Annotated in this window: 17 protein-coding genes; 10 read left to right on the top strand and 7 right to left on the bottom strand. The window is 66.2% G+C overall.

Annotated features, from left to right (window positions below; translation table 11 throughout):
• Positions 1-353: 353 nt before the first annotated feature.
• The 3 genes from AB0K60_RS35455 to AB0K60_RS35445 form a co-directional block, all read right to left on the bottom strand.
• Positions 354-1,832 carry a tyrosine-type recombinase/integrase gene (locus AB0K60_RS35455; protein ID WP_364065481.1) on the bottom strand — a complete coding sequence of 493 codons (1,479 nt, stop codon included), beginning with the start codon at positions 1,830-1,832 and terminating at the stop codon, positions 354-356.
• 13 nt (positions 1,833-1,845) lie between these two features.
• Complete coding sequence (locus AB0K60_RS35450) at positions 1,846-2,064, bottom strand: helix-turn-helix domain-containing protein (RefSeq protein WP_364065478.1); 219 nt, start codon at positions 2,062-2,064, stop codon at positions 1,846-1,848.
• Between the two features lie 467 nt (positions 2,065-2,531).
• Complete coding sequence (locus AB0K60_RS35445; RefSeq protein WP_364065475.1) at positions 2,532-4,127, bottom strand: replication initiator; 1,596 nt, start codon at positions 4,125-4,127, stop codon at positions 2,532-2,534.
• Between the two features lie 134 nt (positions 4,128-4,261).
• On the opposite strand from AB0K60_RS35445, the gene AB0K60_RS35440 reads away from it, so the two are divergent.
• The 10 genes from AB0K60_RS35440 to AB0K60_RS35395 all read left to right on the top strand — a co-directional run bounded on the left by AB0K60_RS35440 (position 4,262) and on the right by AB0K60_RS35395 (position 13,335).
• Entirely contained in the window at positions 4,262-5,215 is a 954-nt protein-coding gene (locus AB0K60_RS35440) for a GntR family transcriptional regulator (protein ID WP_364065472.1), read from the top strand.
• Positions 5,216-5,855: 640 nt separating this feature from the next.
• Entirely contained in the window at positions 5,856-6,635 is a 780-nt protein-coding gene (locus AB0K60_RS35435) for a helix-turn-helix transcriptional regulator (RefSeq protein WP_364065470.1), read from the top strand.
• A complete protein-coding gene (locus tag AB0K60_RS35430; protein WP_364065467.1) occupies positions 6,626-6,961 on the top strand; it encodes a DUF296 domain-containing protein in 336 nt (111 codons plus the stop codon). Before AB0K60_RS35435 ends, AB0K60_RS35430 begins: the two co-directional genes overlap by 10 nt.
• A gap of 66 nt (positions 6,962-7,027) precedes the next feature.
• The gene (locus AB0K60_RS35425; RefSeq protein ID WP_364065463.1) at positions 7,028-7,279 is read left to right on the top strand and encodes a hypothetical protein; all 252 of its coding nucleotides are present in this window, start codon (positions 7,028-7,030) and stop codon (positions 7,277-7,279) included.
• 417 nt (positions 7,280-7,696) lie between these two features.
• On the top strand, positions 7,697-8,485 hold the full coding sequence (locus AB0K60_RS35420; protein ID WP_364065460.1) for an SAM-dependent methyltransferase: 789 nt from the start codon (positions 7,697-7,699) through the stop codon (positions 8,483-8,485).
• Between the two features lie 4 nt (positions 8,486-8,489).
• A complete protein-coding gene (locus tag AB0K60_RS35415) occupies positions 8,490-8,828 on the top strand; it encodes a hypothetical protein (RefSeq protein WP_364065457.1) in 339 nt (112 codons plus the stop codon).
• A gap of 526 nt (positions 8,829-9,354) precedes the next feature.
• On the top strand, positions 9,355-10,455 hold the full coding sequence (locus AB0K60_RS35410; RefSeq protein WP_364065454.1) for a methyltransferase: 1,101 nt from the start codon (positions 9,355-9,357) through the stop codon (positions 10,453-10,455).
• A gap of 95 nt (positions 10,456-10,550) precedes the next feature.
• Entirely contained in the window at positions 10,551-11,447 is an 897-nt protein-coding gene (locus AB0K60_RS35405) for a M48 family metalloprotease (protein WP_364065451.1), read from the top strand.
• Between the two features lie 132 nt (positions 11,448-11,579).
• The gene (locus AB0K60_RS35400) at positions 11,580-12,479 is read left to right on the top strand and encodes an endonuclease/exonuclease/phosphatase family protein (protein ID WP_364065448.1); all 900 of its coding nucleotides are present in this window, start codon (positions 11,580-11,582) and stop codon (positions 12,477-12,479) included.
• A gap of 559 nt (positions 12,480-13,038) precedes the next feature.
• Positions 13,039-13,335: a hypothetical protein gene (locus AB0K60_RS35395; RefSeq protein ID WP_364065445.1), complete on the top strand. Its 297-nt coding sequence runs from the start codon at positions 13,039-13,041 to the stop codon at positions 13,333-13,335.
• Here AB0K60_RS35395 and AB0K60_RS35390 read toward each other — a convergent pair.
• The 4 genes from AB0K60_RS35390 to AB0K60_RS35375 all read right to left on the bottom strand — a co-directional run bounded on the left by AB0K60_RS35390 (position 13,322) and on the right by AB0K60_RS35375 (position 16,754).
• On the bottom strand, positions 13,322-13,492 hold the full coding sequence (locus AB0K60_RS35390; protein ID WP_364065442.1) for a hypothetical protein: 171 nt from the start codon (positions 13,490-13,492) through the stop codon (positions 13,322-13,324). The genes AB0K60_RS35395 and AB0K60_RS35390 overlap by 14 nt on opposite strands.
• Before the next feature lie 189 nt (positions 13,493-13,681).
• A complete protein-coding gene (locus AB0K60_RS35385; protein ID WP_364065440.1) occupies positions 13,682-14,413 on the bottom strand; it encodes a PaeR7I family type II restriction endonuclease in 732 nt (243 codons plus the stop codon).
• Between the two features lie 21 nt (positions 14,414-14,434).
• The gene (locus tag AB0K60_RS35380) at positions 14,435-16,117 is read right to left on the bottom strand and encodes an Eco57I restriction-modification methylase domain-containing protein (protein WP_364065437.1); all 1,683 of its coding nucleotides are present in this window, start codon (positions 16,115-16,117) and stop codon (positions 14,435-14,437) included.
• A gap of 436 nt (positions 16,118-16,553) precedes the next feature.
• Positions 16,554-16,754, bottom strand: a complete 201-nt coding sequence (locus tag AB0K60_RS35375; protein WP_364065435.1) for a DUF397 domain-containing protein — start codon at positions 16,752-16,754, stop codon at positions 16,554-16,556.
• Positions 16,755-16,982 lie beyond the last annotated feature (228 nt).

Here is a 16,982-nt window from a genome sequence, read left to right as displayed (position 1 = left end):
AGACGACGGGTGGATGGCAATGAGATGACCTGGTCAGCCACATAACCAAGGGTGAACCCTTGGTGCGCAGGCCGGTCGCACTTTCAACGCCCCACTGCTAGAAACCCCACATGCCGGCCCAGAAGAACTCGGCAAATTCCCCCTTGGCCACCTGGAGGTCGATCTGTGCCACACACCAACGTCGAAGATGGCGGGTCGCGGAGCTTTCTTGCTGCGGCCTTTCCCCGCGCCGGGGCGGTCCCCGCCCCGGCGATCGATCCCAACAAACCGAACGTCGCCCGCGTCTACGACTACCTGCTGGGCGGAGAAATCGCGCGACTTGGGGACTAGGCGGTTGACCTGGTGTTTTGTGGCTATGCTGCGGGGTGTTGGGGGTGTTGGCCCGTGGGTGGCCCGTGGCCCGCAGGGTCGTTTTCGCTGGTCACAGCCTTGAGGGTGGGGGTGTCGAATATCGCTTCGATCTTGGTGTTGGCGGCGTCTTCGCCGGTGTCGATCCAGTGTGCGTAGACGGTCAGCAGGACGCGGATGGTGTGGCCGAGCCGACGGGCGACCTGTAGTGAGTCCACGCCTGCCGCGAGCAGCATGGACGCGTTGGCGTGCCGCAGGTCATAGGGCCGCCGCGCGACCGGGGAGGCGTACTCCTGGGGGGTCAGCGCCGCCTTGCGGGCGCGGTTCCAGGTGGCGACGTAGACGTATCGGGGCAGGGGTGGGCGCTGTGGCCCTTCCACCCAGAACAGCCGCCCGTCGTCGGCGGTGCCGTGGGTGTCGATGTGGTCGCGGATGATGGCGACCAGCAGCGGGGGGATGGGGACGACGCGTATGGCGTTGTCGGCGCGGTGTTTGAGCCCGCGCGGGTCGTGGCGTTGGCCGTCGTCGGTCCACAGTTCGCCGACGTAGGGGCAGGCCCCGCGCAGGGTGAGCTTGCCCCAGCCGGTTGGGGGCAACGTGCAGTCGGCCGCGCACAGGGCGGTGACCTCCGAGGGTCGCAGGCCCGCGTAGTACATGATGGCGAAGAAGGCATGCAGCCGCTTGCCGCGATCTTCGCAGGCGGGTTTGCGGTTGGTGAGCGCGGGGAGCGCGGCGAGCAGCCGCCGGGCCTGGTCGAGGGTGGGGACCACGACCGGGGACAGGGCCTCATCGCGGACGCGGCGTTTGGTCTTGATCGCCGGTAGGGGGTTGGTTCTGATCAGTTTGCGTTGTACGGCCAGATCCAGCGCCCGGTAGAGCGCGGCGCGGCGGCTGGTGAGGGTGCCCGCCGAGGCTTGCTTGCCGTTTTGCAGTTTGCCGAGGCGGGCCAGCACGGCGCGTAGGTGTTCGTCGTCGGCGAGGTCGGCTACGGGGCGGGTGTGTGCCGCCGCCCAGGTGAGGGCTTGGGCGATCGGTTCGGGGACCGGTTCGTTGTCGGCGCGTCCGGGGCGGAAGGCCCACAGGTTGAGTGCCTTGCGGAGGATCTTGTCGTCTGGACGGGTGCGGCGGGCCCGCGCGGAGTCTTCGACCATGGTCATCGTGACGTCGGTGAGCATGCCCGCGAGGATTTTGCGGTAGTTGGCGCTGGCCTGGTCCCATTCGGTGGTGACCAGTTCCACCGCGTGATCGAACCAGGAGCGGTGGGCGCGGCCCCAGCTCACCGGCTCTCCGGTGGTGGGGTCCCACTCTTCCCCGACCTCCTTTGCCGCTTTGGTGAGCTTGGCTTGATGGGTTTGGGCTAGGGCTTTGGTGAGGAACGACCTAGAATGCTGTTTCGTGCCGACGCGCCAGCGCAGTTCCCAGGGCTTTTTCCGGCCCGCCCGCTTACGAATGGCCCAGAATTGCAGGTCCAGGCTTGCCGCCATTAATGCGACCCCCTTAATCGGTTTCGCGATCCTGCAACCATTTTATCCATTCCTCTCGCTTTATTCTACGTTTACCGTTCGGCATTCTGACTGTTTTTGGCCCCCTTCCGGTAGAAAGCCAGCGGTAGAAAGTCGAGCGAGGAACCCGCAGGACAGCCCGCGCTTCATCGATGGTCAGGAATTCTCTATCCGCCAATGGCAGCCTTTCTGTCGTCCGATTCTCACGGGCCATCCACGGGCCAGCGGTCGCATGCCCCGTTGCGGCCCCCGCGGAATTATCCTCACTCTGATCGCCGTTCCTCGATTGGGAAAGTGGCCCTTCCCGATGATTAGAATCGCGCATTCCTGCGCTTTCGGCCGATTTTCCCGGGAAGGCGCATCCACGGTCCGCGCCCAGCGGGCCAGCCACCGACGGCCCAGGCCCCGGCCTGTCCCCCTTCCCACTCTTCGAATGATCACAGTTACCCTGTGTCAACGGCGGCGAGCCCGCCCACCCGCCCGGGGGTCCGTCGTGGCTCGCCTCCCGTCCGCCCGTGCCGGAGCCCAGCGGGCAACACGCAATGCAGTCGGAGCCTTCGGCACGCCTTGTTCTGCGGCGACCCTCACCCAGCACCGTCCGGCCCGACCCGCAGACTAAGCACCCGTCACCGGGAGCACTGCCCCGATCATCGCCCTGACCAGGGACGACACCGGCCGACATCAGCGGCCCGCCCCCTCATCACCGCCGGTGTCCTTGCCGTGCCCGTCGTGGTCGGCCTGCTTCCACGCGATCACCCGGGCCTGCGCGATCCTCTCCCGGATGTGCCCGGCCAAGATCGCCTCACCGGCCGTGTACCCCGTCCCGGCGAACCGCCAATGACCCACAACCAGCGTCGTCACGTCATCCACCGCCGGAAGCCCATGACGCTGCCGGGCCTGGTCGGCGCGATACTCGGCCCGCGCCTTGCGCAACTCGCCCAGCGTCACCGAGTACCGCCGTGACTTGGTCGAGAAATGCCCCCGAAAGCCCAGCATGTGAGCCCACGGCCGCAGCCGCAGATGCGCGAACTCCACCCGGCCCCCCAGCTCCCAACACGTGCGGATCATCCGCCGCGCGTGCTCGGTCACCGGCAACTCCTCCAGGTGCAACCCCGGCTTGAGCCCCGTGCCCCGGCAGCGCGAGCACGCCGCGAGAGATTCGGCGTGTACGCCGCGCCCCTTGCAGGCCGCGCACGAGATGCGGTGTTGCACGGTGCCGGAGGCTTCGGCCCCCTTGCTGGCGTACTTGGCGATGTAGGAGGCGACCGCCCGTTCGCTCAGCCCCTCCAGGCCGTCAGGCAGGATGATCGGGCGGATATCAAGCTGATCGCCCCAGGCCAGCCGCCACCGGCCCAGCGCACTCACCGCAGAGGTCATCTCCACCGCCCGCACCGCCGCCGGGATCGCCGCCGCCAGCAGCCCATGATGCGCCCAGGAAGGCGGATCTTGCCCGGCTCCCTTCGGGCCGTCCAAGCGGATGATCGCGTGAAAGTGCACCAGCCCCCGACGCTGATACTCCGCCACCTTCGCGAACGACACCCGCACCCGCTTGCCGAAGGCGTGACGGCTCATCCCCGCCAGCCGCGCCAGCTCCCGCCGCACCCCCAACGTGAACCGGTGCCACAGCGCGCCCGCGTGCGCCTGCCACAGCACCGCCCCGACGTAGTCGTAACACTCCGGACAGATCGGCTGCCCCAGCCGCGCATCCCCCGCCTCATGCCGCACCGGGCAGCCGACCGGTCGCCCGTGCTCACACACCCCGCCCGACCGGCGCGGACGACACGCCCGCACGATCACCCTCTCCCCGGACGGATCAGGGCTCTCGGTCCGGGTGTGGACCGGCCCGAACGACGGCGCGGTCAGCGTCACGAACACCCGAGGCCGCCCGCTCACCGACTCCGGAACACCCTTCCCACCCGACAACCCCGCACGGATCAACTGGAAGGTGTCGCCCTGATACACCCGCGAACACGCCGGACACACCGCAGAACGCCGGTTGCCGCACGCCACCAGCAGCCGCCCCGAGGGCTCATCCGCCGTCCGGTACTCGTGCAGCACCTCGCCCGTCGTGGTGTCCACGATCATCGACCGTCCCGACAGGTGCACCGGGTGCGCGCACCCGCCCGTCGCCGCCACCATCGACCGCCACCGGACATAACCCGGATCGGCCATCACCCGCGCCACATCCGCCAGCTCCCCGGCAATGACCGGATCGATCATCCAGCCGTGCCGATGCGCCTCGCCGTCGCCCGCCCCGTCCTTTGCCCCCGTGCTCACAGGGGCATCACCTCCACTTCACCCGACCTGTCATCCGACCTGTAGGACATGTCGTCCTGCTTGTTAGTGTAGCGCGACATGTAGTACAAGTGGAGGGACGAGACGATCCGGCACCCCAGACATGCGGAGTAGGTATGAATCCCGAACCGGCCCACACCACCGGCCCGACGCACAACCCCGACGACCCCCCGCTCTGGCAGGTGATCGCCTCAGCCCTACGCGCCGACATCCTTGACGGCCACCACACCCCCGGCAGCCCTCTGCCGAGCGAGAACGATCTCGCCAAGCGTTACAGCGTCTCCCGCCCCACCGTCCGCGACGCCCTGAAGACTCTGGTCCTCGAAGGGCTGGTCAGCGTCGTACGCGGACGGGGAACCTTCGTCCGCCCCATCCCCGACCGCTTCACCATCCTGCTTGGCGCACGACCCGCCCCCGACCTGGCCAGCCCCACATTCACCGACACCGCCAAAACATGGGGATGGCAGCGCGCGCCCATCCCCGACGAAGCCACCGACGACGACCCCGAGGTCTACGGCCGACAGACCTTCATCCCCGCCAACCGCGACATCGCGGGCCTGCTGTACACCCGAATCGGACACCGCGTCTTCCACCGCTACAGCCTGTGGAAACACACCAAACAGCGCTACATCGAGGTCAACTCCTACACCAACGCCGACCTCATCCCCGACTGGCCGAACCGCGCCACCGAATACCAGACCACCCCGCACGCCTTCTACAAGGCCATTCAAGCCGACTCCGGCCGCACCCCGATCATCTGGCGAACCACCGTCACCGCCCGCATGCCCTACGAAACCGAACGCCTACGCCTGCACCTGGAAGTCGGAGCGCCCATCCTGCTCATCCGCCGCACCATGACCAACCGCGACGGCCAGCCCATCGAAGTCACCGAAGTCAAAGCCCCCGCCGAAGAGTTCGAGACCGCCCACATCCACGACGACGACCCCGAGCACTCCGCCGAATACGCCGAATACCTGCTCGACCAGAACATCGACATCGACGAGCACCGCCAGCAGACCGGCCGATGGCCCACCATCGACCCAGACGGCCCGGTCATCCTCGCCCTATAGCTGGCTCAAAGGTTCTTTACTGGTTCAAGGGCGCGCTCCGCGCGCCACGGGCGGAGCCGCCGCGCCTCCGCTCCCGGGCCAGGCGGGCCTGCGCGCGGCCCTGGGGGGCCGTGCTCGCCCGCCGCCCGCCGCTCCAGAGCGGCCCCGCCCGCACACACGACGAAACCCGACCAGATAATCACTTAAAGCGGGGCATCGGCGACACACCGTAATGCTATGCTCTGCGTGGTGATCGAGATCGCATCACCACACTCCCGATCATCACGGCGCGACGGCTGGACACACGGCGATACCCGGGGGGATCACCGACACACCAACCGTCCGCCCACCCCTTCCACCGCAGGACCACGCGCCGGAACTCTCCCGCTCAGGTTCCTGCGGAAGCGTGCACACACACGTTCTTCATATACCGCGCCCGGAACACCGGCACCTCACCCGTACCGCACCGCTCCGCCGCCGGCCGAACTCGCTTCGCTCGCCCTACGGGTGCCCTCCGGGCACTCCGCCGGCCGCTCCACATCCCATCCCCAACCTGCCCGAACCTCCGCCAGCCCGATGCCCCACTGGTACCAGCGGCAATACGCGCTCTGAGCCCGGTAAACCCTCGCCACATGGGAGCCACCGCACGTACGATCCTGACGTGTCCATCGGCCCCCTGCTCAAGGAACTTCGCGAAGTAGCCGGATTATCGCAATCCGAACTTGCCCGTCTCCTATGTGATGTATCGGGACGATCTACCGTCACGCGTGAGATGGTTTCCCGATGGGAGAACGGGAAGCGGACTCCAACGTTCTGGCTTCCGCATCTTGCGGCGGCTCTGGACGTTCCCTTGAGCGTGTTGGAGATCGGGGAAGTGAAGCGGCGAACGTTCGTCGTCAGTACCGCTCTGTCTGCGGTAAGCCCGCTGATGTCGGACATTACAAAGGACACGGCAGTCGAGATCGTGTCATCGATCGCGGGCGGAGACCCCAGCCCACTGGCCAACGTACAGACATCCCACGAGACGGACCTACTCATCTCGCACCTGGCGTCACAGGACGTCACCACCGTACGCCGGTTGGCCCACTGGCTTGACGAAGGTCCGGCCGTACTTAGGGTCAACGCCTGCGGCATCGTGGCGAAGACGGCCAAGCTCGACCTGATCGACTCGGCGGCCCATGCGCTACGGCGAGACGCAGAGATCCGTGACCTCTACTTGCGAGCGGTCGAAAACCGAGTGGGTACCGACCCTCGTGCGCTGCTCAAAGAGCTGTACAACACACGGGACGCGGGGGCGCGATGGTGCTCGGCGATGTTGCTGCGGAACACAGACAGCCCGGTGGTCACATCGGCGCTTCGCGCTGCTCTACGATCTGAGCCCATTCCGGAGAACATCCGGACCATCGGCATGATCCTGAACGGAGTAGACCCGTGTATCTGATCGAGATCAAGAACGGTGAGCTGATCGAGACGCTCAAGACGCGCGTTGCCGAACTCGGCATCGCCAGCGGGGCGATCGTCTCACTGATCGGTGCCGTCGATTCGTTCCGCATCTCGACGATGCCCGCTGATGACGCGACCAAGGACATCGTCACCGACTACGACCTTCCGGCGGAGATGACCGGAACCGGTGAGATCGTTAACGGCAACCCGCATGTTCACGCCGTCATGGCCGTCGAGGGCGACAAGGGCATATCGGGTCACCTGCACGCGGCCCATGTCGGAACATGGTTCGCGAACGTCTACATTGTGCCCGTTGATGCCTGATCGTCCCCCGGCGGCCACCCCCGGTGGCTACTCCCCAATCACGATCATCCGTGTTTCCTGGGGGGCATGGAAACCAACCAGTGGCGAGTAGAGCGGACGCTCAACGTCCAGGGGATCACGCTGGAGGAGCTTCGCTGCGGTGATCAGGCCGCGCTCCGCAGGGACGGCGAGATCACCGAGCGGGGCAGCGTCTTCGAGATCAACTACGTGTTCGACGTGATCGAGCGCGCCCTGACCTCCAAACGGGAGGTCGTCATCATCGGAGAGCCGGGATGGGTGTCCGGCCCCTGCCCGGCATACCCCGCCGCAGGGATATAGGACCGTGGCCCTGACGCCGAGTCAGCCACGCCTCCGGCGGGGGCTCCGGCTCCGGGATCGCCGGGACACGCCCGAGATCCGTTGTGGCCAGGCTCGGCCTGTCATCCCGCCCGCCGTCGCCCAGGACGAGCCGAGCAGACCACGGGCAGGGGGGCAAGGTCGTTCCTCCAGTCGGGGGCTCCACCTTGCCCCCCTGCCCGTGGCCCGCTCCCTTCCAGGTGGGCGACGGCGGACGGGATGACAGGCGGGCACCGCCGCATGCGTGCCGCACCCCCGCCAACCTCCCAGTTCAGGCCGCCAATCCGGCCCGTGCATGGCCCGCGAACCGTGATCCACAGTGAGATTCGGTGAGTACCAGTGAGACAACCCCCAACCTCACAAATCGCATCTTCCCAGCTCAGGCCGCACATCGACCCCTTGGCCAGGGAGGCCGTACCTAGCCCCAAGTTGCGTGACTTCTTGGGCGGAAAGGACAACCTTCAGACAGACCGGGATGCGGCCGAGCGACTCCTGCAGCAGCTCCCGGACGCGAAGTTCGGCGCGGTGATCAACCGCAGCTTCCTTCGGCTGATGGTCCGCCACCTCGCCGCCCAGGCCGGGATCCGTCAGTTCCTCGACATCGGCGCCGGCCTGCCGACCGTGGACAACACCCACCAGGTCGCCCAGCGCGTCGCCCCCGATGCGCGAGTCGTGTACGTCGACAACGATCCGGTGGTACTGGTCCATGGCCGAGCCCTCCTGGAGGGGGATCCCGGAACCCTCGTCGTGAAGGGTGACCTGTGCGATCCCTGGGGAATCTTGGAAAACCCGGATGTGCGTGACCACCTCGATTTCACCCAGCCCATCGCGGTGCTCCTGATCGCCGTCATGCACTTCGTAGCGCGGCAGGGCGTCGCCAGGGAGATCGTCCAGATCCTGCGCAGACAGCTCCCCGCCGGGAGCCATATCGTGATGTCGCACTTCGCCGCGATCGCGGGCCACGATGTCCAAGGCGCGCAGGATGTGTACTCCGAGACCGTCACACCGGTCCGGGCCCGCACCGCGGCCGAGATCGCCGACCTGTTCGAGGGGCTGGAACTCGTCCCGCCGGGTGTCGATCACGTCCGTGCCTGGCTGGAGCTCGACGAGTTCGACGTGGGCAGCGTCCTTGACGAGGGCCCGCTGGCGCGGCTGCCGCTGCTGTGCGTCGTCGGCCGCACGGGCTGAGCCGATGATCCACATCGAGCTTGATGAGCACCGGAACCACGTCCGGCTCCGGGACAGCGCAACCATTGCCCATCTCGGGCATGTGAAGGTCGCCATGCCCGAGTGGAACGCCTTTCTCGACGACATCAGGCGCGGCGCCTTCACCCCGCAGACGCGGGGCGAGGTGGCTGCCGTCTACCTGGAGGGAAAGGTGCATTCAGCGCCGATTTTCGGGCGCGGAAGCGTGGTGATCACCACCGTCCACGCCTGGGATCGGTTCGTCGCTCAGGTCGAGTCGGGCCGGCACCGCTTCCAGGGACCCAAGACGACACTGATCGGTATGGAAATTCCCGCCCAGGCGTGACGCTCAAGCGAGCACCTGGGCCGGGTGTCCCGGTAGCCACCGCCGGGAACGCCCCTGGCTCGCCACCCCACACCCCGTAACAGCGGCCAGGGGCACCCGGAGGGGAAATAAGCGGAAGAAAGGGCGATCCGCCATGCGCGGATGCAGGGCCGAGTAGCGAAACCTCGCATGCGATGCCGGAAGGCGGCGACCTTCCGCAATATCGACGAAAAGGGCTGTTACGCGTTACAGCCTGCGAAAGGCGCCTTCGGAGGTTCGAACCCTCCTCCCCTCCACGTCGCCGCCCCTTTTCGGGGCGCGCACCCCCGTCATCAATAGCGATGGAGGCAACACATCACATGTGGTTACGTACTGTAGTGGCGATGCTGCTTACGGCAGTATCGGCGCTATTCACAACGGCGCGCACATCGCCGCCATCCGCCCTCGCCTCGGGTGGCGGCGTATGCGAGCCGGCAACCCCGGTCAGCGGTGAGCCGATCAAGGTCGGCATGCGCGCGATGGGACGCGCCGCGTCCGGGAGGGTGGCATGACAAGTACCGATCAGGCGGCCAAGGCCGTGCGCCAGATCATCGGCGGCGTGAGCGCTTTCGAGGCGCTCTACACCTTCGCGGCGCTGAAGGTCGCCGACTACATGGTGCCCGGGCCGAGGACGGCAGCGGACCTGTCCCACGATCTCGGAGTGAGTGCCTCGCCTCTGGGACGGATCATGAGGTACCTCGCCGGCCTCGGTGTGCTGCGCCGGGTGCAGGTGGACGGTGTCATCACCGATGGCGACATGTACGAGCTCACGCTGGTCGGTGAGCTTCTCATAACTCATCACCCCGACTCGCAGTGGCCCATGGTCATCATGCGCGGGCTGAAGCCCTGGCGTGACGCCTTGGCGGACCTGTCCACCACCGTGCGGCGCGGCGCGGCGCCGATGGTGCTGGAACACGGCGGCATCTACGGACTCCTACAGCAGGAGCCTGAGCTTCGGGCCCTGTTCGACGCAGCGATGGAGTCCGGTGCCCGACAGGTCGGCAGCGCCCTGGCGAGTCAGCCGGAGCTCACCCGAGGAGCCATCAAGACCATCGTCGACGTGGCCGGTGGCACCGGCACCATGCTGCGCGCCATCACGCACGCCAACCCGCATGTGAAGGGCGTCCTCGTGGACCTGCCGGAAAGCGCGGGCCGCGCTGCCCGACTGTTCGCGACCGAGAATCTCGCGACTCGCGTCCAGGCCAGAGCGGCAGACATCTTCTCCAGCCCACTTCCCGCGGGAGCGGACGCCTACCTGCTGTCCAGGGTGATCCACAACCATCCGAGAGACCGCGTTCTGGACCTGATGCGGAACATCGCCCATGTAATGCCCAACCACTCGGAGTTGTGGGTGATCGAGACCCCGCTGCCCGAGCAGGACAGGCAGATGGGCCTGGCGCTGGACCTCGATCTGGTGATGCTGGGCCTCGCCGGGGGACGTGAGCGGACCGAGGAGGAATACCGCGCGCTCGCAAAGTCCGCTGGGTTTCAGTTCATCAGAAGGGCCACACTCCCTCTGGACATGGTCCTGATGGTCTTCACCAGAGCCGACCTCGCCCGGAACATGGCGCGGCGGCGCCGGCTCGATACGCAGGTCGTCACCCGCTAGCAGCACCCTGCCCGTGCCGTCCGGCACGGAGATCACCCCGGTTACGGTCCCGCCTCGGGGGCGGGATCGCTTAGACCAATAAAACAACGAGGATCATGCCCCCGAGTACTGCTTCAAGAAAACGCTCAACTGTAACGTTCGAAGAGTTCGGGCGACGCGTCTTCCAGGACACACTGCCGCGGCGGTACGCCGGGCTTTACCTGCTGCCCGCGCTGATGACCGCGGTGGGCGCCGTGGTAGGCCTGCTGCTGGGCGGCCTGCCGTACGGGTCTCTGATCGGCACCGGCGTCCTGATCACGGGCTACCTCGTGACCAGGAGAAGGGGGCGGCCCGGCTTCGACCCCGCCAGCGTGACGACATATGCCCAACGGCTCCAGGCGGAGACGCCTTCCACGGCGATGGAGATCCTGGAAGAGGCCGTCGCCGAGTGCAAGGCGCACGGGTATGCGGTCGACCTGTACCGCATCACGTGCACCTGCGGCCGCACCCGGCAGTGTGTGTGCGAAGGGCGGGTCAGAGCTGCGGTAGCTCCGTTCGGCAAGGATTACGCGATCCTCGCCGTCGGGGATCGCCTCGACGCTCCTGCGGAGCTGCGCTTCGTGCTCGCACACGAGGTCGGCCACCTGGTCGGCCGCCCGCATCGGCTGTCCCAGAACGGATGGGCGGCAGCGAACTCCCTGGGGTTCGCGGTGATCGGTCTCCACGCCGATGGCCTGGCACTGATCACCGGGTTCGTGGCCTGGCGCTGTTTCTGCAGCCTCTGGTACGCGATCAATGAAATCGGCTGCGACATCCGTGCCGCTAGACGCCACGGGGCTGGGGCCCGAGCCTACTGGAACCGACGGATCGACCAGGCGCGACGCCTGCGGTCCGCGATGTCTGCATGGGCCCGCCTGCTCGCGCTGCCCATGCGGATCTTGCCCATGCATCCCCCCTTCCGGATGCGCGCCTGGTACTGCCGGGCCCTCGGAGGTGGCCATGGGCAGGCATGACGACCCCCGCTCCTCCCGCCTCCGCAGCGCTGTGCACGTCGTAGTGATCCTGCTCATCATCGCTTTCGCCGCTTTCGTCATCTTTTACACCTTCCAGGAGCTTTGCTCCCTGTGACGTGTAAGGGGGTCAGCGTGCCCATCGCAGTGTCGCAATCCAGCGAAGACAGCAATCAGCCCTCAGAGCAGGGGCCTCTGGTTCGCATCATGAGCTGGAACATTCAGAAATTCGCTATCCCAGAAGGCCGCTGGCCAGGACTGGTGCGTCTCATCACCCAGGAGAAGCCGGACATCCTGTGCCTGCAGGAAACCCACCGGTGGGACCACAACGGCTACGCGCTGGCGAAGCAAGCCGCCGAGGACCTCGGCATGGAGGTCCGCGTGGGCCGAACCGCCAACACGGCCATCGCCTACCGGCCAAAGCCTGGGCTCTCCCTGGAGGGCTTCGACGCCGGCCGTGTGAAAGAGGTCTCCCGCGGGTATAGCGCCGGGCGCTTCGCCGTCGCCGACCTACCCGCCCCCTTAGTCGTTATATCGGCTCACGTGAGCCCATACAGCGTCCAGCAGGGTCTCATCGACGTGCAGCCACTGGTGACGCGGGCCCGTCGCCATGGCGGGCTGGGTCTCATCGCGGGTGACTTCAATCATCCCCCTTTGGACGACCCGCCCCCCGATTTCGCCGCCCTGCAGCCGCACCTTCGGATGATCCGCGGCGTCCCGGAGGACCCCCTGTGCCCGTGGGAGGGCCCCTGGCGGCCCAACACACGGGTCGCAGAACAGCTTCTGGCCGGCGAGATGGTCGACGCCGCCGCATTCATCGCCGACCGCGACGGCCGACCGGAGCTACGTGCCCCCACAGGCGTGTACGGGCAGATGCGCGTCGACCGGTTCGAGGCGGTATTGGCGCTCCGGCGCGCCCTCAAGAGTTACAACCGGATCGATCCGAAGTGCCACTCGGACCACTACGGAATCGTCCTGGAACTGGATCTCCATCCCAAAAACATCGACTGGCACCTGCTCGGTGAGTTCCACTGAACGGAAGGAGACAGAATGCCCGAGCGGGTGCGGCGGCAGGCAATCCTGGAGGAGCGGGCCCGCAGCCCGCCCGTGCATCCTCGCCAGGCGGTCATCCCGGGCTCCCTGCCGATCGATCAGCGCTGGAGGATTTCGGCCGCGAGGCCGCCGGGATCAGCCCGCACTCGCCACCTCGGCACAGGCGGCCAGCCCAAACGCCACTGAAAACCACACGCTAAATTCTTCTCTCGCACAAGGAAGACTCATGACGTGTAGGGGTGCGCATAGACCAGGCCCAATACAACGGGTAGGCGATAACATGGTGCAGTACTGCCTTTTTCAGAACTGCGCTGCGATAATGCAAGTGACTCCGGTTAGCGAATTCAAGCCTCCGGCCACTACGCAGAGCGAGCAGCAAGGTAAAAATCCGGATAAGCGCGGCGGCAAGAAGAAATAGGACATCCGAGCAGCACTCTCTTCCCGGCGATGCAGCCCCTGGCCCACCCCTTCGGCACGCTGCCAGGCCTGGTGCTGAAAATGTACCGGCACGCCCGCATCGGGCCGGAGGACGCCGTGCTGGATGTCGGGACCGGCTCGGGGTACGGCGGCCCTGCTCTGTCACCTGCTCGGCGACGCGCGGGTGAACAGCGTCGACGTGGACGACTACCTCACCACGACCGCCGCGCGGCGGCTGGGCGAGCTCGGGCTGCACCCGCACGTCGCGACCGTGGACGCCACCGGGCCGATCCCGGGGAGCTTCGATCGCATCGTGGCGGTGGTGTCGGTGCGGCCCATCCCCGGCTCCTGGCCGGCCGCGCTCAACCCCGGCGGCCGGCTCGTGACCACCATTACCAACACCTCGCTCATCGTACGGTGACGCCCTCGAACGTCATCGCGAACCGGGCGGGCAGGTTCCGGCGGGCCTTCAGCGAGTCCAGGAAGTCGGCCTCGGTGCCGGTGTTGCCTGCGGCCGGCCACAACTCGTAGGCGGACTTGCCGTTGCCCGCCTTGGGGATCCCGTAGATCGACGGCACGGTCAGCTTGGTTTCGCCTGCCGACGAATGTCGCCGACGGCTTCACGCCGAAGGCCGGCTGTACCGGCCCGGCGATCGAGGCCCCGCGCCAGTCCAGGAAGGCCCGCTTACCAGCCACGCGGATCGGTTTCCCCGACGACATGGCCGCGAACTGCTGTCGAAGCGATCCCAGATCAGCCTAAGGTCCGGCTAGCGAGGGATACCCACGTCGTGCAGGTAGCGGATCCGGGCGTTGATATGGGCGGCGAAGTGTTGCCAGTTCAGCTCATCGACAGGCTCACCGGGATGGGCAGGATCCTCTGCCGAGGAGGTGAGGTAACAGATTGCATCGTAGAGCCGCTCGTCCAGCAGACGCTGGCAAAAAACCGCGAAGCGCTCTTGGTAGGACTGATTTTTCTTCCAAATCGGGTCGACGTCGAAAGCACCGACCTGGGGAGCCACCGGTCTGCGTGACCCTTCGGCATCTTGCATGATGAAGAAGTAGCCCAGCCAGGGTTTCTCGCCGGGGAAGATGTCCGCGAGTTCGGCGCGGCGCAGATCAATGGCGCTGCCGAGGGCTTCCTCGACACGGTTGTTGTAGTTGTTACCGAAGGATGGGCCGCCGAGGGCCTTGAGCTCGAAGGCCGCGACCAGGGTGTTATCGTGCACGACGACGACATCCCACTGCTTGGATGGCCGGTAGTAGCCTGGCAGTTCAAGCCGGTCGCTCTTCTTGATCCTGATGGCGGCGGGCGGGTAACCCGCCTCGACGAAGAACTTCGCGAGCAGGGCGGCGATCGCATCGAAGTGCTTGCCGCCCCGTACCGATCCCGCCGTGCCGGCCCCGACTGCCTCAGCGATCGCCGAGGACTGCAACTGCAGCTCCTTAGCCCCCCAGTAGGCGAGCATAGCGGCTTCGAAATCGGCCCGCGTCACCGCCACCTGCGTATCCTCCTGGTCGCCTCAGCCCGGCCATTCACTCAAGCCATATATCTCTAACGCGGCGGCGGTGGCGGCGTCAACATCACGAGCACGGAAAGCCGAGATGAGCGCTTGCTGATGGTGGGAGGAGATTGTCTCAGGGCTGGGCACACGGATACGCCTAAGGTACTGGGCCTGGAAGCGCAGCGTTTTACCACGCATCTTCACCGCGTAAGCCTCGATGAAGCCTTCGGCGACCTTGGATAGCAGCAGCCCTCCCAAGACTTCCAGGTCCCATACGTCAGAGGTGATGAAGTACAGGTTGTGGTGGGGATAGTGGCCGCCTTCGTCGAGCACCGGATGACTGGTGAGTTTCATATCCGGAAACAACAGCTTGGGCCGGGCGGTGAGCGCGGCTTCGACTTTATCGATGGTCTTGTACCAGACGGCGGGGTTCCGACGGGCGATATAGCGGCCTGATAGGGCCTGGTGGTGCTGATGAAAGTAGCGCTTCAGTCGGGGGTAGTCATCCAGGTCGACCAGTTGGCCGTGCTCATCCCAGGGGTTGACGAGGTAGCGCTTGCCCCACTGCAGGAAGCCGGTGGTGGTGTCGCGGACCATCACCAATGGGAGAAGCCGGTCGCCCTCGACGAGCTGATCATCCGTCGTGATGAAGACCTTATCGGCGCCGGTGGCAATACCGATGCCCACGCGTACCCCTGCCTGTTCATCGCCCAGGGCCGGGAAGCGATCGGCGAGGTCTTCCAGTACTGCTAGCCGGGCCGGTGATCCTAGAGGCCAGGAGTCGGTACCGGTGAACCAGTGGGGCAGGCGCGCGATCTGATAGGACTCAGTGTCGACCGGCTCTGGCTGGTGGGGAGCACGGGCCCAGTTGGTGAGTTGCGTGGCGGCGGATGGGCCGAAACCTTTGGTTGTGTCGGCGACCACGGCCTCGCCCTGCGCGGCGCGGCGGAGCACGGTGATTGCCGGATAGGCGGCCACCTGCTCATCAAAGGCGTCCACATCGTGCATGATGATGCAGGCATCCACCGCGAAGGATGTGCTGATCAGCTCCCGCAGAGCACCGCCGTACTGGTTGCGCATCCACCGGTCAGCGCAGATGAAACCGAGCACGCCGCCAGGAGCAAGCGAACGAAGAGCAGCTTCGAAGAAGCCTACGTAGATGTCGGCACGGCCGGTCATGCAGGACCATAGCGATCGATACCGTGCCATCCGTTCTTCGGGCACATCCTCAATGCGGATATAGGGAGGGTTTCCCACAATGACATCTACGTCGTCGTCACTTGTGCGGAGTAGGTAGTCGCCCTGCTGCACCCAGGTCGTGGCTATATGCTCGGCCGCCGTGCCAGCCCATCCTTGTGCCACAAGGAGATCGCGTACGACCGCACGAGCATGGGTGACGTTACGAGGCAGCAGATCGAAGGCGCGGACGGCATCGGCGGCATCAGCAATCGATCGATCATGTTTACGGCAGGCGTCACTGACCCGCTGTGCGATCACGGCGAGAAACGCGCCAGCGCCACAGGCCGGCTCCACTAGCCGCAGCTGTGCCAGATCGCGGTCATTGGTGTAACCGACAAGATCGAGGATCATCTCTACGACCCAGCGCCGAGTGAACACCTCTCCATGATCGAGGTTCCCGTCTGATCTGGCCGAGTAGGCAGAGCTACGGGGTATGCCGAGGTCAGCCGATGGGACGTTCATTCGCATCACCCTAACGGGAGCGGCGTGGGGCTATCCAGCGGAGGGGCAGAGTTGACTGGTACCGGGGTTGGGGTATCGCCGATTCCTAACCCATGTTCGGAGAGGGCGTGGTAGGACCGGCTAGCGAGATCGGTACGAAGGTAGGCAAGTGGAGGCAGCTTCCCGGAAGCCGAGGCGCCCAACGCCCCGTGTAGCCGTGCCACTCTGAAATGGACCCACCGCAGCACTTTGAGCCGGCCCCACTGGGGCTGGTCATGGTGGGGGATGTAGCACTCTGACGGGCCGCGGGTAGAACACGCCGACGGCGACGCGAGCGCGGCCGGAACTAGCATGTGCCGCCGCGCGGCCAGACTGATCACGCCGACCCGACCTACATGCGAGGTCGTACGCGGACAGGAGGCCCCCACCAGGGCGGTGAGGGCCTCAGCGTGCGGGGTCAGATGCCGAGCATGCCGCCCTTCGCGTTCTTCAGGAACGCTCTCCACTCGTTTGTGGTGAACGACAAGACAGGGCCGTTCGGGTCCTTGGAGTCACGCACTGCAACAACGCCGGGGAGGTTCGTGGCCACCTCGACACACTGTCCGCCATCCCCGCCTGAGTGGCTGGACTTCCGCCACTCGGCCCTACTCAAGTCCATTGATCTCTCGCTTCCTTGATCCTCGCCAACGACGGCCGTACTGGGAGCGCTGCGGCACGGACCGCACCCCAACGAGTCACGACCCTGGAGGCCGCATCGCTTGGGAGCGTCCGTCCCTCTGGGTGACTCTCCACTGTCAACGGACGCGCGATAGTGACCCCGCGCGGTTCCGGGAAAATTAACCCCCCGGCATTGGTCAGTCGCGGCTGGCCCGGTTCTCCTTGGCCA

Origin of the sequence: Thermopolyspora sp. NPDC052614 (assembly GCF_040678635.1) — a bacterium.
Taxonomy (GTDB): Bacteria; Actinomycetota; Actinomycetes; order Streptosporangiales; family Streptosporangiaceae; genus Thermopolyspora.
Note: the sequence above shows the minus strand (reverse complement) of the source record. Positions and strands in the feature narration are given on the sequence as shown.